17 protein-coding genes are annotated in these 18,092 nt (G+C 71.0%); 11 read left to right on the top strand and 6 right to left on the bottom strand.

What is annotated here, in order from left to right; all coding sequences use genetic code 11:
* Positions 1–136 precede the first annotated feature (136 nt).
* The 5 genes from S1361_RS27565 to S1361_RS27545 all read left to right on the top strand — a co-directional run bounded on the left by S1361_RS27565 (position 137) and on the right by S1361_RS27545 (position 8,183).
* A complete protein-coding gene (locus S1361_RS27565; protein WP_208034613.1) occupies positions 137–3,349 on the top strand; it encodes a sensor histidine kinase in 3,213 nt (1,070 codons plus the stop codon).
* 10 nt (positions 3,350–3,359) lie between these two features.
* Positions 3,360–3,773 (top strand): roadblock/LC7 domain-containing protein, encoded by a 414-nt coding sequence (locus S1361_RS27560; RefSeq protein WP_004983065.1) that lies wholly within the window; start codon positions 3,360–3,362, stop codon positions 3,771–3,773.
* A gap of 94 nt (positions 3,774–3,867) precedes the next feature.
* The gene (locus S1361_RS27555; protein WP_208034612.1) at positions 3,868–4,443 is read left to right on the top strand and encodes a DUF742 domain-containing protein; all 576 of its coding nucleotides are present in this window, start codon (positions 3,868–3,870) and stop codon (positions 4,441–4,443) included.
* Positions 4,424–5,005, top strand: a complete 582-nt coding sequence (locus S1361_RS27550; protein WP_093769009.1) for a GTP-binding protein — start codon at positions 4,424–4,426, stop codon at positions 5,003–5,005. The genes S1361_RS27555 and S1361_RS27550 overlap by 20 nt, the downstream gene beginning before the upstream one ends.
* Before the next feature lie 46 nt (positions 5,006–5,051).
* A complete protein-coding gene (locus S1361_RS27545; protein ID WP_341829348.1) occupies positions 5,052–8,183 on the top strand; it encodes an NACHT domain-containing protein in 3,132 nt (1,043 codons plus the stop codon).
* Positions 8,184–8,243: 60 nt separating this feature from the next.
* Here S1361_RS27545 and S1361_RS27540 read toward each other — a convergent pair whose 3' ends face one another.
* From S1361_RS27540 to S1361_RS27525, 4 genes are all read right to left on the bottom strand, one after another.
* The gene (locus S1361_RS27540) at positions 8,244–8,435 is read right to left on the bottom strand and encodes an acyl-CoA carboxylase subunit epsilon (RefSeq protein WP_208034611.1); all 192 of its coding nucleotides are present in this window, start codon (positions 8,433–8,435) and stop codon (positions 8,244–8,246) included.
* Between the two features lie 57 nt (positions 8,436–8,492).
* Complete coding sequence (locus S1361_RS27535; RefSeq protein WP_208034610.1) at positions 8,493–10,088, bottom strand: acyl-CoA carboxylase subunit beta; 1,596 nt, start codon at positions 10,086–10,088, stop codon at positions 8,493–8,495.
* A gap of 154 nt (positions 10,089–10,242) precedes the next feature.
* The gene (locus S1361_RS27530; protein ID WP_208036793.1) at positions 10,243–12,546 is read right to left on the bottom strand and encodes a polysaccharide lyase 8 family protein; all 2,304 of its coding nucleotides are present in this window, start codon (positions 12,544–12,546) and stop codon (positions 10,243–10,245) included.
* A 36-nt stretch (positions 12,547–12,582) separates the two neighbouring features.
* Entirely contained in the window at positions 12,583–13,089 is a 507-nt protein-coding gene (locus S1361_RS27525) for a hypothetical protein (protein ID WP_208034609.1), read from the bottom strand.
* 223 nt (positions 13,090–13,312) lie between these two features.
* Here S1361_RS27525 and S1361_RS27520 point away from each other — a divergent pair, with 223 nt between their 5' ends.
* The 3 genes from S1361_RS27520 to S1361_RS27510 all read left to right on the top strand — a co-directional run bounded on the left by S1361_RS27520 (position 13,313) and on the right by S1361_RS27510 (position 14,796).
* Positions 13,313–13,918, top strand: a complete 606-nt coding sequence (locus tag S1361_RS27520; protein ID WP_208034608.1) for a YceI family protein — start codon at positions 13,313–13,315, stop codon at positions 13,916–13,918.
* A 275-nt stretch (positions 13,919–14,193) separates the two neighbouring features.
* On the top strand, positions 14,194–14,469 hold the full coding sequence (locus S1361_RS27515) for a hypothetical protein (RefSeq protein WP_208034607.1): 276 nt from the start codon (positions 14,194–14,196) through the stop codon (positions 14,467–14,469).
* A gap of 120 nt (positions 14,470–14,589) precedes the next feature.
* On the top strand, positions 14,590–14,796 hold the full coding sequence (locus tag S1361_RS27510) for a hypothetical protein (protein WP_208034606.1): 207 nt from the start codon (positions 14,590–14,592) through the stop codon (positions 14,794–14,796).
* On the opposite strand, the gene S1361_RS27505 is transcribed toward S1361_RS27510, so the two are convergent.
* Positions 14,742–15,218, bottom strand: a complete 477-nt coding sequence (locus S1361_RS27505; RefSeq protein WP_208034605.1) for an ATP-binding protein — start codon at positions 15,216–15,218, stop codon at positions 14,742–14,744. The genes S1361_RS27510 and S1361_RS27505 overlap by 55 nt on opposite strands.
* Positions 15,219–15,330: 112 nt before the next feature.
* On the opposite strand from S1361_RS27505, the gene S1361_RS27500 reads away from it, so the two are divergent.
* The 3 genes from S1361_RS27500 to S1361_RS27490 all read left to right on the top strand — a co-directional run bounded on the left by S1361_RS27500 (position 15,331) and on the right by S1361_RS27490 (position 16,725).
* Positions 15,331–16,152: a helix-turn-helix domain-containing protein gene (locus S1361_RS27500; protein WP_208034604.1), complete on the top strand. Its 822-nt coding sequence runs from the start codon at positions 15,331–15,333 to the stop codon at positions 16,150–16,152.
* On the top strand, positions 16,149–16,391 hold the full coding sequence (locus S1361_RS27495; protein WP_208034603.1) for a DUF397 domain-containing protein: 243 nt from the start codon (positions 16,149–16,151) through the stop codon (positions 16,389–16,391). Before S1361_RS27500 ends, S1361_RS27495 begins: the two co-directional genes overlap by 4 nt.
* 100 nt (positions 16,392–16,491) lie before the next feature.
* Positions 16,492–16,725 carry a hypothetical protein gene (locus S1361_RS27490; RefSeq protein ID WP_208034602.1) on the top strand — a complete coding sequence of 78 codons (234 nt, stop codon included), beginning with the start codon at positions 16,492–16,494 and terminating at the stop codon, positions 16,723–16,725.
* 4 nt (positions 16,726–16,729) lie between these two features.
* Here S1361_RS27490 and S1361_RS27485 read toward each other — a convergent pair whose 3' ends face one another.
* Positions 16,730–18,085, bottom strand: coding sequence for a hypothetical protein (locus S1361_RS27485; RefSeq protein WP_208034601.1), 1,356 nt, complete (start codon positions 18,083–18,085; stop codon positions 16,730–16,732).
* Positions 18,086–18,092: the final 7 nt, after the last annotated feature.

Below are 18,092 nucleotides of genomic sequence, written 5' to 3'. Positions count from 1 at the left end.
CTGGAATGCCTGAACTGCCCAATGGTCAAAGACGTACTGAGGACGTACCGAGTGCGTACTGGTGGTCGATGGCGAACCGGGCTCTGAGAGACTGCGGCACGACGTAGGTGCCGACCGCCGAGAGGTTGTTGGTCGAGTGAGGCGAAGCAAGAACGGTCCCGAGCCGTCGGCGCGGGGCAACTTCACCCCGCCGCCGCGCGCTGCGGCGCCCACCCCCGTTCCCGGAGCGGAACCGGCGGCCACTCCCGCGTCCAGCGGCGGCCGTCTCTCCCCGCGGAACTGGCGGGTGCCGACCCGGCTGAACGCGATTCTGCTCATACCCGTGGCGGTCGGCCTGGTCATGGGCGGCTTCCAGGTGAAGAGCTCGATCGACACCTGGCAGCAGGCACGCGACGCCGAGAACACCGCCCGTCTGGTCCGCGCCGCCCTGACCTACGCCGACGCGCTGGAGAGCGAGCGTGACGTCACCGCCGCTCCGCTGCTGCTGAACAAGAAGGACGCGGCCAGCAAGCAGACCGTCGAGGCCGCGCGCAAAGCCACCGACCAGGCCGCCGACGGCTTCGACGAGGCGACCAAGAGCATGCCGGACGAGGCCGGTCTGCAGCGCCGGCTGAAGCTGTTCCACGAGGTCGAGCCCAAGCTGGCCCAGCTGCGGCAGGCGGCGTACACCTCCAAGATGACCGGCGTGCAGACCGAAGAGGGCTACGTCCAGGTCAGCCACCCGCTGATGGAGTTCGCCAACGAGCTCGGTCTGGGCACCGGCAACATCACCTCCTACGGCCGTACCGTCTACGCCATCTCGCTGACCAAGGCGGCGCTGTCCCTGGAGCGGTCGATCGGCACGCACCTGCTGGTCAAGCCCGGGCCGGACGCCCCCAACCTGGCGACCCAGCGGGTCTCCCTGTCCTCGTACGCCTACCTGGAGCGCATCGCCCGGGAGGAGTACCTCGGCGGTGGCACCGAGGCCGACGCTCAGAAGCTGAGCGACCTCGAGGAAAAGGTCAAGTCGGACGCCGCGGCCATGGTCCAGAAGGCCAAGGGGAGCAACGCGAAGTACGTCGCCCCGCCGTCCGACCCGTCCAGGCTGGTGGGCGCGCTCGCCACCATGAAGGACACCAGCACCCTCACCCGTGACCAGCTGGCCGCCGGTGGCGTCACCGCGGAGAACTGGTGGGCGGTCAACACGCTGAAGTACAAGGCGTACCGCCAGATCGAGTCGGACATGGCCGACAAGGCGGTGACCGAGGCCTCGACCATCGCCGACGACGCCAAGACCTCGGCGTTCATCACCGGTGCCGTCGTCGTCATCGCCCTGCTGGCCGCGTTCATCCTGGCCGGCCTGGTGGCCCGCCAGATGAGCCGCTCGATGCGCCAGCTGCGCAACGCCGCCTTCGGCATCGCCGAGCAGCGGCTGCCGATGCTGGTCGACCAGCTCTCCCGCACCGACCCCGGCCGGGTCGACACCCGGGTGGCACCGATCCCGATCACCACCAAGGACGAGATCGGCGAGGTCGCCCGCGCCTTCGACCAGGTCCACCGCGAGGCGGTCCGGCTCGCCTCCGAGCAGGCCCTGCTGCGGGGCAACATCAACGCGATCTTCACCAACCTGTCGCGCCGCAACCAGTCGCTGATCGAGGGCCAGCTGACCCTGATCACCGACCTGGAGAACAACGAGGCCGACCCCGACCAGCTGGAGAACCTCTTCAAGCTGGACCACCTGGCCACCCGTATGCGCCGCAACGGCGAGAACCTGCTGGTCCTCGCCGGCGAGGAGCCCGGCCGCCGCTGGGACCAGCCGGTCCCGCTGGTCGACGTGCTGCGCGCCGCCTCCTCCGAGGTGGAGCAGTACGAGCGCATCGAGCTGTCCGGCGTCCCGGAGGCCGAGATCCACGGCCGCGCGGTCACCGACCTCGTGCACCTGCTGGCCGAGCTGCTGGAGAACGCCACCACGTTCTCCTCCCCGCAGACCAAGGTCCGCGTCACCGCGACCCGGCTGCCCGACGGCCGCATCATGATCGAGATCCACGACAAGGGCATCGGTCTGACGGCCGAGGACTTCGCGGACATCAACCACAAGCTGGCCAACCCGCCGACCGTGGACGCCGCGATCTCCCAGCGCATGGGCCTGTTCGTGGTCGGCCGGCTGTCCGACCGCCACGGCATCCGGGTCCAGCTGCGCCCCTCGGGCGAGCAGGCCGGTACCACCTCCCTGGTCATGCTGCCGGACGCGATCACGCACGGCGGTGGCGGCGAAGCCCCGCTGGACCGCGACGAGTTCACCGTCTCGCAGATCATCCCGGAGCAGCAGTTCCAGGGTGAGAGCTTCGGCCAGCAGCAGCCGATGCGCACGGCCGCCGAACTGGGCTTCGACGACAGCCGGTACACGGAGGTCCCCGACGACATCCGGGAACTGGACCCCGTCGGCCGCTCGCTGATGCGCGAGGAGCGCCGCGCGGCCCTGGAGGCCCAGAGCCACGGCCAGCAGCCCGGCGAGCAGCAGGCGTACGACGAGCAGCCCCAGCAGGGGTACGAGGCGTACCAGGAGCAGCAGCGGCAGACGTACGACGAGCAGCCCCGGCAGGCGTACGAGGCTCCGGCGTACGAGGAGCAGCAGCAGGCGTCGTACGAGCAGCAGTACGAGCAGTCGTACGACGAGCAGTACTACACGCCGAACGGCGAGCAGGCGCAGCACGACGGATACTCTCCGAACGGCGGCTACCCGGAGCCCTCGTCCTCGTATGCGGAGCCTGCCCAGGCACCGTCCTACCAGGACGACTGGCCCCAGCAGGACGGCTACCAGAACGGCTATCCGGCCCAGTACGCTCCGGAAACGGAATCCTCGCAGGCCGCTGACGCGAGTGAGCGGAACGGCGTAGGCTTCGACCGTCCGGGAACGGCCTCTCCCGCCGCACACGCGCTGACCGACGCCGGGCTGCCCCGCCGCGGGTCCACCGCGAGCGGCTCGCACGGCGCCGGCTCCGCGAACGGCACGGCGCGTGCGCAGCAGGAAGCGCCTGCTCCCGCACCGGGCAACGCGCCGGAGGCGAGCGGCGACAGCAGCTGGCGTTCGGCGAACGACGAGCGGTGGCAGCAGGCCGCGCAGCTCCGGAAGCCCAAGGCAGGCGGGGTCACCGCCTCCGGCCTGCCGCGGCGGGTGCCCAAGGCCAATCTGGTCGAGGGTTCCGCCGAAACCACCCCCCAGGGAGGCCCCCAGGTCTCCCGTGCCCCGGAGGACGTCCGGGGCAGGCTGAGCAACCTGCGCCGGGGCGTCCAGCGCGGACGCAGCGCAGGCAGTGAAACGAACGGCCAGGGCTTCGGTCCTGACAGCACCTACAACCAGGAGCGTTAGTGTGAGCCCGATGAGCCAGGCGGCACAGAACCTGAACTGGTTGATCACCAACTTCGTGGACAACACCCCGGGGGTGTCCCACACGGTGGTGGTCTCCGCCGACGGACTCCTTCTGGCGATGTCCGAAGGCTTTCCCCGCGACCGCGCCGACCAGCTCGCGGCCGTCGCCTCCGGTCTGACGTCTCTGACGGCAGGCGCCTCCCGGATCTTCGAGGGAGGCAGCGTGAATCAGACGGTTGTGGAGATGGAGCGGGGATTCCTCTTCATCATGTCCATCTCCGACGGTTCCTCGCTGGCGGTCCTGGCCCACCCCGAGGCGGACATCGGTCTCATCGGGTACGAGATGGCCCTTCTGGTGGACCGCGCGGGCACGGTCCTCACCCCGGATCTCCGCGCGGAGCTCCAGGGAAGCCTTCTCAACTAATTATCGGACGGTGCGTATTCGCGTCCCGGGGCCGTAAGGTTTCGGGACGCGGCTCCACACGGATGGGTGCCCGGCGCAGTCGGAGGAGGAGAAAGTGGCAACACCCCCAGGCGGTTCGTCTTCGGGCAACTGGTCGTACGGCCCTGCCCAGGGCCAGGGCCGGGGCGACGGTTCGGCGAACCCGTACAACTTCCCCTCCGCACCCAGCCACCGGCAGCCGTACGCCCCGCAGGGCCCCGGTCCGTCGCCGTACGACCAGCCCCCGGCCCCGCGGATCCAGCCGGTCCAGCCGCAGCGCCGCCCCGAGCCGGCCCCGGCCACGGCGGCCAACAACCCCTTGGTGCGGCCGTACGCCATGACCGGCGGCCGGACCCGCCCGCGCTACCAGCTCGCCATCGAGGCACTGGTGCACACCACCGCCGCTCCGCACCAGATGCAGGGCCAGCTGCCCGAGCATCAGCGGATCTGCAACCTGTGCCGGGAGATCAAGTCGGTGGCCGAGGTCTCGGCCCTGCTGACGATCCCCCTCGGCGTGGCCAGGATTCTCGTCGCCGACTTGGCGGAGGCGGGCCTGGTCGCCATCCATCAGCCCGGCGGCGACGAGAACGCCGGCGGCCAGCCAGACGTGACACTGCTCGAAAGGGTGCTCAGTGGACTTCGCAAGCTCTAGCGGCGGTCCTTCCCGCTCCACCACCTCCGCGAAGATCGTGGTGGCGGGCGGCTTCGGCGTGGGCAAGACCACGTTCGTCGGCGCCGTCTCGGAGATCAACCCGCTGCGCACAGAGGCCGTCATGACGTCCGCTTCGGCCGGCATCGACGACCTCACCCACACCGGAGACAAGACGACCACGACGGTCGCCATGGACTTCGGCCGTATCACCCTGGACCAGGACCTGATCCTGTACCTGTTCGGTACGCCGGGCCAGGACCGCTTCTGGTTCATGTGGGACGACCTCGTCCGCGGCGCGATCGGCGCGATCGTCCTGGTCGACACCCGCCGTCTCGCCGACTGCTTCCCCGCGGTCGACTACTTCGAGAACTCGGGCCTGCCCTTCGTCATCGCCCTCAACGGCTTCGACGGCCAGCAGCCCTACTCGCCCGACGAGGTCCGCGAGGCGCTGCAGATCGGGCCGGACACCCCGATCATCACGACGGACGCCCGCCACCGCGCGGACGCCAAGAGCGCACTGATCACGCTCGTGGAGCACGCCCTGATGGCGCGCCTGCGCTAGCCGGTCCCCGCGTTCCGAGGGGCCCTTTCCCGCGGAGAGGGCCCCTTTGTCGTACCCCGGTGCCACACTGGACGACGCACTGGAGGGGGTGGCGATGGTTGCCGAGGCGGCTGCGTTACGGCTGGGGACGACCGTGGCGAAGGCGGCGGCCCAGATGTGGCTCGGGGGCAGGCGGCGGGAGCAGGAGCGCCGCATGGACATGGCCGGGCTGATCCGGCTGCGGGTGTCGGGGCTCCGCTTCCAGCGGGGCGTGCAACGGCAGTTCGAGGAGATCGCGGACGCGGTGTACGACCGGCTGGCGCCGTTCCTGGAGCGGGAGTTCCCCGGCCTGGAGGAGAGCAGCCGGCAGGCCGTGATCGACGGGGTGTGCGACACGTTCGCGGCGGCGGACCTGTCGGACGGGGCGGTGCTGGCGGCGGACGTGAATCCGGCGGAGATCGTGCGCCGGGTGACGGGAGCGGTCGCGCTGCCCGCGGGGCTCGGCGAGGCGGAGACCCGGCTGTTCGAGGTGCTGTTCGCGGAGTGCGTCGAGTACTACGTGCGGATCGTGCAGGGGCTGCCGGTCTTCGAGGAACGCGCGCTGACCGAGCTGCTGGGCCGTACGACGTCCCTGGGCGCGGAGATCGCGCGGGTGCTGGAGCGGCTGCCCGACCGGTCCTTGTTCGCCCCCGAGGGGACGGACCGGGACGGCGACTTCCGGCGCCGCTACCTGGAACTCGTCAGCACGACCCTGGACGAGGTGGAGCTGTTCCGGCGCACGTCCGACCGGGCGGGGGCGCAGGTACGGCTGTCGGTGGCGTACGTCAGTCTGCGCGCGACGGGTGACGACGGGAGCCGGCGGCGGCCGGCCCGCTCCCTGCCGATGCTGCGGCCGGACATGAGCGACTGGGAGGAGCCCGGGAGCGAGAGCGCCGGGATGCGGGTGGAGGCGGCCCTGGGCGGAGCCACCCGGGTGCTGCTGCGCGGCGAGGCGGGCTCGGGCAAGACGACACTGCTGCGCTGGCTGGCGGTGACGGCGGCGCGCGGCGCGTTCACCGGGGAGCTGGCGGACTGGAACGGTCTGACTCCGGTGTTCGTGAAGCTGCGCGAGTACAGCGGCCGGGAGCTGCCGAGGCCGGAGGCGATGCTGGACTCGGTGGCCGGCCAGATCACCGGGGTCATGCCGAAGGCCTGGGTGGAACGCCAACTCACCGACGGCAGGGCCCTGCTGCTGATCGACGGCGTGGACGAGCTGCTGGACGGCGAGCGGCGGGGCGTACGGGAGTGGCTGCGCAGGCTGCTGGCCGCGTACGGCGAGGTCCGGGTGGTCGTCACCTCGCGTCCGGCCGCGGCGAGCGCGGACTGGCTGCGCCGCGAGGAGTTCACCGCGCTCCACCTGGACCGTATGGCCCCGCCCGACCTGGTGGCCTTCGTACGGCAGTGGCACCAGGCGGTACGGGAGCTGGACGACGACCTGCCGTGCACGGTGGAGGAACTCCCGCGCTACGAGCAGTCGTTGCTGACGAGCCTGAAGGACCGCCCGCACCTCCAGTCCCTCGCGGGTACGCCGTTGCTGGCGGCCATGCTGTGCGCGATGCACCTGAACCGGGGCAGCCGGCTCCCGCGGGACCGGATGGAGCTGTACCGCAACGCCCTGCACACGCTGGTCCACGAACGGGACGCGGACCGGAACGTGCCGAGCGCAATGGACGGCCGGCTGAGCCTCAACGACAAGCTGGTGCTGCTCCGGGATCTGGCGTGGCGGCTGTCCGACAACAACCGCAGCGAGATCGCACTGGAGCAGGCGGCCGTGCACGTCGGCAAGCGGCTCGCGGGCATGCGGCATCTGGACGAGCACGACGGCGGCAAGGTCCTGGAGCAGCTGCGGGACCGCTCGGGGATCCTCCGCTCCCCCGCCGAGGGCCGCCTGGACTTCGTCCACCGCACGTTCCAGGAGTACCTGGCCGCCGAGGAAGCGACGGAGGAGGACCGCATCGGCAACCTGGTCGAGCGGGCCCACCTGGACCTGTGGCGCGAGACCATCGTCATGGCAGCGGGCCACGCGAACCGGCCCCAGCGGGAGGAACTGCTGGGCGGCATCCTGGACCGGGCACGGCAGGAACCCCGGTACGGCAGGAAGCTGCGGCTGCTGGCGGCGGCCTGCCAGGAGACGGTGCCGGAGGTCTCCGACGGTCTCGCCGCACGGCTGGAGGAGGCGGTGGCTGCGCTGCTGCCGCCGCGGCGGGAGACGGACCCGCCGGCGCTGGCGGCGGTGGGTTCCAGCCTGCTTCGGAAACTGCCCGGGTCGCTGGACGAGCTGACGTCGAAGGCGGCGGTGCAGACGGTGCGGACCGTCGCCTTGATCGGCGGCGAGGAGGCGCTCGGGCTGCTGGAGGGGTACGCGGAAGACGGGCGCCGGGACGTGGTGGCCGCGCTCATCGACGCGTGGGGGTACTTCGACGCGGACCCTTACGCCGATCGGGTGATGGCCAGGCTTCCGTTGGGACAGCACTTGGTTGTCCTGACGCACTCGGCGCAGTTGCGGGCAGCGGTACGGCTGAGATCACTGACCGCGCTGAGGATCATGTTCGAACTCCCGGATCTGTCCGCTCTCACCGAACTCCCGCCGCTTCAGGAACTGGCGTGCAAGGTGCGGGGCACGGCAGACCTCTCCCTGCTGAAGGCCCATCCCCGGCTCGGGCACCTCCAGCTGCTCAGCGGTGTGTCACTTCGGAATCCGGAAGCCCTCGCAGAGCTGCCCGCACTGCGCGTCCTGCACTTGCCGCTCGCCGGTCCGTACGGCATCGAGGGCCTGCCGGGCCTGCCGGGCCTGAGCGCGCTGGCCTTGTCCGGCGTCACTGCAGGGACCAGGCTCGGCTTCCTGGCCCCCTTCGAGGGCGTCGAGCAGCTGCACCTCGTCGGTCGCAGCCGCTTGCCCGATCTCGCGCCCCTGTCCATGGTGAAACGTCTGCGCAGCCTGTCGCTCTACGACTTCGACGCCAGGGACCTGACCCGGCTCCTGGTATCAGGCTGCCCCCAGCTCACCAATCTCTGCCTGACCCGCTGTCTCCTGCCGGACGAACTCGACGGCCTGCGCGCGCTGACGCGACTGCGGAGGCTGGAGTTGGACAGCTGCAACACCACCGACGGCCCCGCCACCGCACCCGGCCTCCCCGGCGTCAAGGTCACCGTCCGCTGAACACACCGCGGCCCCGCCCTCCCGAACGGAGTGGCGGGGCCGCGGTCGAGCGCACGAACCTCAGTGCCAGCTGTGCGGTGCCCGGAAGCCGGGCTCGCGCTCCAGGCGGCGCCAGCCTGCCTTCGGGCGGACCCGGTGGGTCGCCGAAGGCTCGGGGCGGGCGGCGGCGCGGGCCATGAGGATGGCCGTGATGGCGGCGACCTCCTCGGGCTCGGCGTGGCCCTTCTCGACGCGGATGTCAGGAGTGCTCATGGGTGTCAGTCTCCGTGAGAGAGAGGTCCGCGGGGTTGCCGCGGCGGGTCCGCTGGGTTACTGCGGGGGGTTGCCGTGCTTGCGGGAAGGCAGGTCGGCGTGCTTGGTGTGCAGCATCGCCAGGGACTTCACGAGCACCTCGCGGGTCTCGGCGGGGTCGATGACGTCGTCGACCAGGCCCCGCTCGGCCGCGTAGTACGGGTGCATCAGCTCGGCCTTGTACTCCTTGACCATCTTCTGCCGCATGGCCTCGGGGTCCTCGGCGTCGGCGATCTGCCGGCGGAAGATGACGTTGGCCGCGCCCTCGGCGCCCATGACGGCGATCTCGTTCGTCGGCCAGGCGTAGGTGAGGTCGGCGCCGATCGACTGGGAGTCCATGACGATGTACGCACCTCCGTACGCCTTGCGCAGGATGAGCGAAATCCTCGGCACGGTCGCGTTGCAGTAGGCGTACAGCAGCTTCGCGCCGTGGCGGATGATTCCGCCGTGTTCCTGGTCGACACCGGGGAGGAACCCGGGGACGTCCAGGAAGGTGACGATCGGGATATTGAAAGCGTCACACATCTGGACAAAGCGCGCAGCTTTTTCCGAGGCTTCGATGTCCAGGACGCCCGCCAGCACCTGCGGCTGGTTGGCGATGATGCCGACGACCTGGCCGTCCAGCCGGGCCAGGGCGCAGATGATGTTGCGCGCCCAGCGCTCGTGGACCTCCAGGTACTCGCCGTCGTCGACGATCTCCTCGATGACCTTGGCCATGTCGTACGGCCGGTTGCCGTCGGCGGGGACCAGGTCCAGCAGCACGTCGCTGCGGCGGTCGACGGGGTCCGTGGACTCGGCCCGCGGGGGGTTCTCGCGGTTGTTCTGCGGGAGGAGCGAGAGGAGGTAGCGCACCTCGGCGATGCACGTCTCCTCGTCGTCGTACGCGAAGTGGCAGACGCCGGAGGTCTCCGCGTGGACGTCGGCGCCGCCCAGGCCGTTCTGGCTGATCTCCTCGCCCGTCACGGCCTTGACCACGTCGGGGCCGGTGATGAACATCTGGGAGGTCTCGCGGACCATGAAGACGAAGTCCGTGAGGGCGGGGCTGTAGGCCGCGCCGCCGGCGCACGGGCCGAGCATCACGGAGATCTGCGGGATGACACCCGACGCCTTGGTGTTGCGCTGGAAGATGCCGCCGTAGCCGGCGAGGGCCGAGACGCCCTCCTGGATACGGGCGCCCGCGCCGTCGTTCAGCGACACCAGCGGAGCCCCGGCCGCGATGGCCATGTCCATGATCTTGTGGATCTTGGTGGCGTGGGCCTCGCCCAGCGCGCCGCCGAAGATCCGGAAGTCGTGGGCGTAGACGAAGACCGTACGGCCCTCCACCGTGCCCCAGCCGGTGATGACACCGTCGGTGTACGGCTTCTTCGCCTCCAGCCCGAAGCCGGTCGCCCGGTGCCGGCGCAGCTGCTCGACCTCCTGGAAGGACCCCGGGTCGAGGAGCAGCTCGATCCGCTCCCGTGCCGTCAGCTTGCCCTTGGCGTGCTGCGCCTCGGTCGCCTTCTCGCTCGGGCCGGCGACGGCCTGGGCACGGATCTCGTGCAGTTCGGCGACCCGTCCGCGTGCGTCCGTCGGCTCACCGGTCGGCTCACCCGTCGTCTCTTCCAAAACGGTCATGTAGCGACCTTACGAAGGACACGAAGAAAAGCGAGCCGTCGACTCTGTACAGTCTCCGGCCCGTTTTCCTGGTACCAGTGAACAGAACCATGGCGACATGCAGCCGTTCCGACTGCTCAGGAGGCCGATGCGTTGTAGGGGGGTGACAAAGTCGTCAGCTGAGACCCACCTCACATTCATGGGTGGCACATGCCATCCCCGGAGTGACAAGGAGCCCCAGACGGCGGTCAGCCGACCGGACCCGGACGCTGTCGTCGGCCCGGATCACCGCGCGCACCGGACGGTTCCAGACCAGCTCCAGCGGGGCCCCGCCGCGGGGCGGCTCGCTGATGTGGAGGGTGGCCGTACGGCCCCGCCGGACGACGAGCACGCTCGCGCCGGCCGAGGCGGTCAGGTCCCCCACCGTACCGGCCCGCCAGAAGTTCCACGCGGTCAGGCCCAGCCGGGGCACGGCGACGGCCTGGGCGGTGGTGTCGTTGGCGAGGACGGACAGCCAGTGCCGGTCGGCGGCCCGGGCGGCGGTCCGCCCGCGGGAGGCGCCGGGCAGCAGGACGTAGACGTAGCCGGCGGCCGCCGGGTCGGTGCCGTGGTCGAGCCAGAGGGTCTGCCAGCGCCGGGTGCGCCGCTCGTCGGTGCCGGCGGTGTTGATGTCGGACCAGGCGCCGGTCCGGTCCTCGCGCAGGGTGTGCAGCTCGCCGCCGCACGGCAGGATCCAGCCGCCGTGCCCCTCCAGGTGGGCCCAGTGTGCGGCGCGCACGAAGGCCTCGGTGCCGTTCTCGCCCAGGTTGCGGTTGTCCACGACGGTCTCGACGGGCACGCCGTCGGTGCAGCCGATGCCGGCGCCGAGGCAGACCACGGCGTCGTCGAGGAAGAACCAGGACTTGTGGGCCCGGAGGGTCGAGCCGAGGCCCTTGAGGTGCTGGCCGACCGCCGCGTACGTGCCGTCGGTGGTCCCGCCGACCCAGCGCACGTCCGGCCTGGGGGCGCCCCACTCGCCGCCGGCCCGGTCGGGGAGCCGCCTGGTCGAGACGGTGGTGCCGGGCAGCCGGTACCAGTCGACGGTGGGCCAGTACCAGTCGGTGTACTGGTCGCCGCGGCCCCGCGGCCACCAGGAGAGCATGCCGGACCCGGTGTGCCAGCCGCGCGGGTTCTCGCCGTTGCCGCACTCGTAGTGGGCGATGCGGTCACTGGCCATGGCGAGGGCGGCGGTGAACCGGGGGGTGCGGTGGACGGCGCGGTCCATGGCCGGGAAGAGGCGGTGCCCGAGGGGTTCGGGGGCCGCGGGCCGGGGCGAGGCGGTGATGGCGTGCAGCCGCGCGAGATCGGCGATCCCGAACTGACGTGACGTCATGACCGGTACGACGGTGTCCCGTTCGAGCCAGCCTTTGACGCGGCCGTACCAGCGCTCGCGCTCGGCCTCGCCCGCGCCGGCGGCGACCAGGGCGATGGCGGCGATCAGGGCCTGCCCGTGGAAGTGGTCGCTGCGCAGCACGTGCAGGTCGTCGGAGCGCAGGTGACCCCGGCTGATGGCACGGCCGTTGACGCAGTCCATCACCAGCCCGTCGTGGATCAGCGGCGCGTAGGCGTGCTCGACGCTGTCCAGGACGTTCTGCCGGGCGGGGTCGGTGATCTCCCACGCCGACCCGGCGAGCAGCGCGAACAGCCGCCCGAGGCCGTCGAGCAGGACCTGGCCGTACGTGCCCGAGTAGGCGACCCAGGTGTGCTGGACGAAGGAGCCGTCGGCGTAGAGGCCGTCGCCCTTCGTGACGTACGGGAAGACGGGCGAGAGGGCGTCGCGGGCGAGGGAGATCTTCTCCGGGGCCCGGCCGAGGACGCCGCGCAGGGCGACCGAGCGGCACAGGTCGACGCGGTTGGCGCCGGTGGAGGTGCCGGAGTAGTCGGTGAGCACCGTGTCCGGGACGAAGTGGTCGACGGCCGCGCAGGCGGCGGCGATCCGGTCCGGGCCGAGCTGCTCGTACAGCGCGGCGGTGATGTCCGTCAGCAGCCGGGGGCTGCCGATCTGCCACTCCCACCAGTTGCCGTAGCGGGTGGTGGCGGGGTTGTAGACGGTGGCGGAGAGGTGGTCGAGCCCGCGCAGCACGTCGGCGAGGAGGCCGGGATCGCCGGTCGCACCGGTGCCGGGCTGGACGTACGCCTGGGCCATGGTCCACAGCCGGCCGTAGCTGAAGGTGATGCCGGAGGGCGGGTCGAAGGGGTGCCCCGGCCAGAGCGAGACGGGGCCGGGGGCCATGCCCTCCCGGTACTCCCCTGCCTGCTGCCCGAGTCGGGCGAGCCGGGAGGCGTAAGGCTCGGCGGCCGGGTCGTACCCCGTGCCCAGGGAGATGCCGAGCCAGCGGCGGCGCAGTGTGCCGTACGGGTCCTCGGCCGCCCGCGCCGCCGGCGCCGGGGCGGCGGCGAGGGCGGCGGCCAGCAGCAGTGCGCGCCGGGTCATCCACATGGGGCCGGTCACCGCCCTCTCTCCTCGGCTCCCGGCTCAGCAGCCGCCGCAGTTGTAGTAGAGGACGTCCCAGTGGCTGCCCTCGTCGGCGTAGATGTTGCCGGAGCCGGACCGGTACTGCGGGGCGCCGTCGCCGCGGAGGCCGATGTAGCCGAAGTTGTTCTTGATGTACGACGTCACGCACGTGTTCTTGCCGTAGTCGAGCTTGTAGCCGTTCCAGTGGGAGTAGGTGCCCGAGGCGTGTCCGGTCTCGGTGCCGCCGGTGATGTCGAGGGCGCAGCCGCTGGCCCGCTTGAGGGTCTGGGCGCCCTGGGCGGTGGCGAGGTTGAGCTGCTCGAAGGACGTGCAGGTGGGGTTGTTGCGGTCGGAGCAGTTGCCGGAGGACGACCAGGTGATGCCGACGTCGCGGAACATCTGGGTGGCCGTGGCGTGGCTGATCTTCGTGACGGCGAAGGCGTCCGTCGCGGTGCCGAGGACGGCGATGCCGGGGGCGAGGACGAGGGCGAGCGCGGTGAGGAGCGCGCGGAGCTTGAGCGGCTTCATGGGGACCTTCCTGCGGTGGGCCGTGCGTGCTGGGGGTCGGCTGTGCAGGTGGTGCAGGCGAGATGGTGCCCGAGCGCGGGGAGGTGCGCCAGGGGGCATGCGCGATGACCGTGGGTGAGGATGGAAACACGTTGCGCATGATGTTGAAAACTGAACTGAATGGGTCTACCTTCGGAGTCACAAGGTTCGTTTAACGTTCAACAAGCACTCACAGGAGCATCTCATGGGCATCTTCAGCCGTAAGGACACCACCCCCGCCCCCGTCGCGCAGGCCACGGCCGGCCCGGACCTGACCGCGCTGACCGGCGACTACACGATCGACCCGGCCCACAGCTCGATCGGTTTCGTCGCCCGGCACGCCATGGTCACCAACGTCAAGGGCAGCTTCCAGGACTTCACCGGCACGCTGCACCTGGACGGCGCCGATCCCACGAAGTCCACCGCCACGCTCGACGTGCGGATGGACAGCATCGAGACCGGCAACGCCGACCGCGACGGCCACCTGAAGTCCTCCGACTTCTTCAAGATCGACGAGTTCCCGACCATGACGTTCCGCTCCACCAAGGCGGAGGCCCTCGGCGGCGACGCGTACCGCATCACCGGCGACCTCTCCCTGCTCGGCGTCACCAAGCCGCTCACCATCGACCTGGAGTTCAACGGCTCCGCCCAGGACCCCTTCGGCAACGAGCGCGTCGGCTTCGAGGGCAAGGCCGAGATCCTGCGCTCCGAGTGGGGCCTGACCTGGAACGCGGCGCTGGAGACCGGCGGCGTCCTGGTCTCCGACAAGATCAAGCTGGTCTTCGACGTCTCGGCCATCAGGAACGCGTGAGGCGCGGGGAGCGGGGAGCGGTTCCCCAGCGCCGCCCGGGTGCCCAGGACGGGCGGAGAAAAGGATGCGACGCTGGAGTGAGGAGCCCGCGGGTGGAGGGCCGATAACGTGTCACCCGGTCCGGGGCCCTCTCCTTCGGCCTGGCGACGATGTCCCGGTGCGGCTCGACGGACGCGACGCAGAATCGCGCGGTCCGTCCGTGAGCCCGCCGGCCGGGGCACACCGAGCGTCGCCAGGCGGCCCTGTCGCGCCAACCTGGAAGGCAGGTGCCTCCCATGCGCACCTCGACGCGAATCGCCGGTGCCCTCACCGGTCTGACCCTCACCCTCGGCGGTGCGGTCCTCGCCGCTCCCGCGGTCCGGGCGGACATCCCCGCCTGCACACAGATGGCCCAACTGGCCGGTGCCACCGATTCCGACGCCGTCACAGCGGCCTGCAGGCGTGGCGTGGTCGGCGACCTGCAGGGTTGTGCGACCGGGCTGACCGGGGCCGGAGTGGCGGGCGGCGCCGCGACCGGTGCATGCCGAGCGGCGGCCCACGAACCGCGTTAGCGGTGCCCGGCCTCGTCTCGCAGGCCCCCTGCGGAGCGCCCATGCTGAGGAGGAGGGCGCCGTCGTCCTGAGACCTGTCCTTCCCGGAAGCCGAACGAAGGCGCCCGAGAGGAGGAAGTCATGCGCGTGCGAAGAATCCTGGGCCTCGCCCTGGCCGCGGCCACCCTTGCCGGCGTGAGCGCCGTCGGCGCTGTCAGCGCCGGGGCCGCCTCGTCACCGAACATCTCCAGAGACGACTGCACGGCCGCCGGCGGACAGATCGTTTCACGCCCCTACGCCGGCGAGGTCTGCGCGCTCCCCGACGGGACGACGCCGGCGATCACCTGACCGGTCGGCGCACGGCCGGGCAACGAATGGAACTCACACCACACGATCTTCCCCGGGTTCCGCTCCCCCACCCCCCACTTGTCCGCCAACGCCGCGACGAGCAGCAGGCCCCGGCCGTGCTCCGCGTCCGCGGACGCCTCCGGGGCGCGGACCTCGCCCGGGCCGCTGTCGTGCACCTCGACCCGCACGGCACCGTCGGTGTGCAGCGTCAGCCGGAGCAGAAAGCCACGGCCGGCGGGGACGCCGTGCAGAAGGGCGTTGGTCGCCAACTCGCTCACGCAGAGCAGCACGTCGTCGCCGCGCCCGGCCGTGGCCCAGTCGGTCAGCGTTTCGCGGGCGAACTCCCTTGCGAGCCGTACCGACCTGCGGTCCCGACGGTAGAGCGCCTGGCGTGTCCGGGGGTGCTGGGATTCCTCGTTCATGCCGCGAGTGTCACTGTGCGTCACTACGCTGGGTCAGTGAGTGAGGTCGTAGTTCTCATTGCTACGAGTCCACTACGAGAGCTTCAGGTGCGTACGGGGGAAAGGTACGGCCATGCACGTGGCGACGAGGCCCAAGAAGGTCGGTTCGTGGTACGCGGTCGGTGCGCTCGTGGCGCACTTCCGGAAGAAGGCGCGTCTCACCCAGGAACAGTTCGCGGAGATGGCGAACCTCGCCGTGGACACGGTGAGGTCGATCGAGCAGGGGAGGCTGGCTCTGCAGCCGGACCGAGCCGATCAGTTCGACGAACTGCTCGACACGGGCGGGGCGTTAGCGGTGGTGGTCGCCAAGCTGCCGGTACGGGATCGGATCGTGCAGTTCGCGCAGGGGCTGGTGGATCATGAGCAGGAGGCGGTGGGCATCCTGACGTACGAGACCCTGGTCGTTCCGGGACTCCTCCAGACACCGGACTACTGTCGGGCTGTATTCGACTACCGGTATCCGGCACTGGGCAGCGAGACGGCCGATCAGTGGGTCCAGGCCCGCATGGATCGGCAGTTGGTCTGGCAGCGGGAGCAACCCCCCGTGGGCCACTTCATCCTGGAGGAAAGCATCCTGCGGCGTCCGATGGGTGGTCCGGAAGTCCTGCGCGAGCAGATCCGGCAGATCCTGGAGCTCGTCCGACCGGTTCACATGAGTGTTCAGGTCATGCCCATGAACAAGACACCTCACGCAGCACTCGGCGGGCCCATGGTGCTGCTTGAGACTCCTGAGCACGAACGGCTGGTCTACCTGGAAGTGCAGCGCGCCAGTTTCCTCGTGGATGACCCGGAAGAGGTCAGTTACTACCACCACAAATATGCGATGCTGCGGTCTCAGGCGCTCTCCTGCGAAGAGAGCGAGTGCCTCCTGAAGGAACTGCTAGGAGAGTCATGAGCACCGCAGCACTGGCATGGTTCAAGTCCAGCTACAGCAGCAGTGAGGGCGGCAACTGCCTCGAACTCGCCTACACCTGGCGCAAGTCCAGCCACAGCGGCAGCGAAGGCGGCAACTGCCTTGAGGTGGCCGCCCACCCCTCCGTCATCCACATTCGCGACTCCAAGATCCCCGCCGGTCCCACCCTCACCCTCTCCCCCACCACCTGGAGCGAGTTCCTTGACGGCATCGCGCGCTGAAACGGAATGGGTCCCCCTCGCCTCGTACGAGAACGTGCCGGGGCGGCCGAACCCCATGCGGGAGCTGCTCGGTTGACTGCGTGAGCGCGGTATCGACTGGATGCCGTTCACGGAGACGGAGCTGCGGTTCGACCTGATGTGCCGCAGGGACGCGGACGGGCACTGGCACGGCACGATCGCGGTGAACGTCGACGCCGCCGCGCTGCGGCGGCTCGGGCTGCACCCCGGGCAGCCGGCCTCGGTCGTGACCGGGGTCTCGCCGCCCGCCTGGTGGCATGCCGCCGGGGAGCGCTACGCCGCCCGGCGGGAGAGCGTCAGGCGGCACGGGAAGTGACCGCTCAGAAGCCGCCGCCGAAGTCCCCGCCGCCGCCCCCGCCGTCGAAGCCTCCCCCGTCGCCGAAGCCGCCGCCGAAGTCCCCGGCGTCGAAGTCCGTGCCGGAGACGTCGCCGCCCTCGTAACCGCCGCCGCCGAAGTCGCCGTACCCGGTGCCGTAGTCGGCGGCGTACGTGGGCGTGGCCATCATGCTGCCGAGCAGGGTGCCGACGAGGAGGCCGGGGAGGAGGCCGCCGCCGAAGTAGCCGCCGGCCCAGGGGCCGTAGGCGGGGCCCGCGTCCCAGTAGGGGCGGCGGCCGTAGTCGGTGTCGACCTCGCGGATGACGGGGTCGCGGCCGTCGGCCAGGCGGGTGGCGTCGGCCGCGCAGACCGGGACCTCGCGCGGGGCGCCGCCGGGCGGGGTCCAGGTGGCGTCGGAGACCGACGGGCCGTGCCGGGGGTCGAAGAAGCACGGCGGGCGGCGTTCCGGCAGCGGGCGGCGTTCGCGGCGGGCGGCCAGCTGGGCGAGGGAGAAGCGGCCGTCCTCCAGCGCCTCGGTGACCGGCCGCACGTCCTCCGGTCTGTGGGCCGCGCCCATCCGCTGTTTGGCGGTCTCGTAGGCGTCCAGGGCACGCTCGTAGTCGGCGCGCATCGCGTCGTCGGCGCCGGGTTCCGAGGGGTGGAAGTCGAGGCGGTCGAGTTCCTCGCCGAACGCGGTGATGTCCTCGTCCACCACCACCCGCAGCCGCTCCAGGGCCGCCCGCTGCTCCTCCTCGCGGCGCCTGCGGGTGCGGCGGACCAGCGCGTACGCGCCCGCGCCGGCGGCCACCAGTACCGCGACCGTGGTGATCAGCCCGGTGGTGGACATGCCGTGACCGCCGCTCGCCGAGCCGCCCCAGCTGCGCGGGGCGTGGCCGCCCATGTTGGCCAGGGCGCGGTCGGTGAAGTCGGCCAGCTGGGACTTGGCGTCCTCGCCCCGGACGCTGCGGACCAGGTTCCGCCGGGCCGTGACGGACATGACGGAGGAGTCGGCGCGGGCGTCGAAGCGGTCGCCGAGTCGGATGCCGTACAGGCCGGTGACGCCGGTCGCGGAGCGCAGGTCGGCGAAGAGGTCTGTGGTGGGGTATCCGGCCGGGAGGACCGCGATGAACAGGGGTTTGTCCGCGTCCTTGATCCGGGCGGCGAGCGTGTCGGCGTCCGCGGCGGACAGCTGGTCCCGGGCCGCCGGGTCGACGTAGACCGGGCCCTGGCGCAGGGCCCGGGCGATCGCGGAGACGCTGGTGTCCGCGCTCGCCCCGGGCGCGTACAGGGTCGCCAGCACCAGGGCCAGGACGGCCAGGAGCAGGGCGGGGAGGCTTCGGGTCCGCCGTACGGCCTTCATACCTTGA

It is taken from the genome of Streptomyces cyanogenus (assembly GCF_017526105.1).
Lineage (GTDB): Bacteria > Actinomycetota > Actinomycetes > Streptomycetales > Streptomycetaceae > Streptomyces > Streptomyces cyanogenus.
The sequence above is the reverse complement of the archived record's forward strand: the minus strand, read 5'-3'. Positions and strand labels throughout refer to the sequence as shown.

What these genes read in the sequence shown, in the direction of transcription:
- S1361_RS27560 (WP_004983065.1), top strand. Translation starts at nt 3,360, where the DNA reads ATGAGCCAGGCGGCACAGAACCTGAACTGGTTGATCACCAACTTCGTG.
- S1361_RS27540 (WP_208034611.1), bottom strand. Translation starts at nt 8,435, where the DNA reads ATGAGCACTCCTGACATCCGCGTCGAGAAGGGCCACGCCGAGCCCGAG.
- S1361_RS27535 (WP_208034610.1), bottom strand. Translation starts at nt 10,088, where the DNA reads ATGACCGTTTTGGAAGAGACGACGGGTGAGCCGACCGGTGAGCCGACG.
- S1361_RS27530 (WP_208036793.1), bottom strand. Translation starts at nt 12,546, where the DNA reads ATGTGGATGACCCGGCGCGCACTGCTGCTGGCCGCCGCCCTCGCCGCC.
- S1361_RS27525 (WP_208034609.1), bottom strand. Translation starts at nt 13,089, where the DNA reads ATGAAGCCGCTCAAGCTCCGCGCGCTCCTCACCGCGCTCGCCCTCGTC.
- S1361_RS27520 (WP_208034608.1), top strand. Translation starts at nt 13,313, where the DNA reads ATGGGCATCTTCAGCCGTAAGGACACCACCCCCGCCCCCGTCGCGCAG.
- S1361_RS27515 (WP_208034607.1), top strand. Translation starts at nt 14,194, where the DNA reads ATGCGCACCTCGACGCGAATCGCCGGTGCCCTCACCGGTCTGACCCTC.
- S1361_RS27510 (WP_208034606.1), top strand. Translation starts at nt 14,590, where the DNA reads ATGCGCGTGCGAAGAATCCTGGGCCTCGCCCTGGCCGCGGCCACCCTT.
- S1361_RS27505 (WP_208034605.1), bottom strand. Translation starts at nt 15,218, where the DNA reads ATGAACGAGGAATCCCAGCACCCCCGGACACGCCAGGCGCTCTACCGT.
- S1361_RS27500 (WP_208034604.1), top strand. Translation starts at nt 15,331, where the DNA reads ATGCACGTGGCGACGAGGCCCAAGAAGGTCGGTTCGTGGTACGCGGTC.
- S1361_RS27495 (WP_208034603.1), top strand. Translation starts at nt 16,149, where the DNA reads ATGAGCACCGCAGCACTGGCATGGTTCAAGTCCAGCTACAGCAGCAGT.
- S1361_RS27490 (WP_208034602.1), top strand. Translation starts at nt 16,492, where the DNA reads ATGCCGTTCACGGAGACGGAGCTGCGGTTCGACCTGATGTGCCGCAGG.
- S1361_RS27485 (WP_208034601.1), bottom strand. Translation starts at nt 18,085, where the DNA reads ATGAAGGCCGTACGGCGGACCCGAAGCCTCCCCGCCCTGCTCCTGGCC.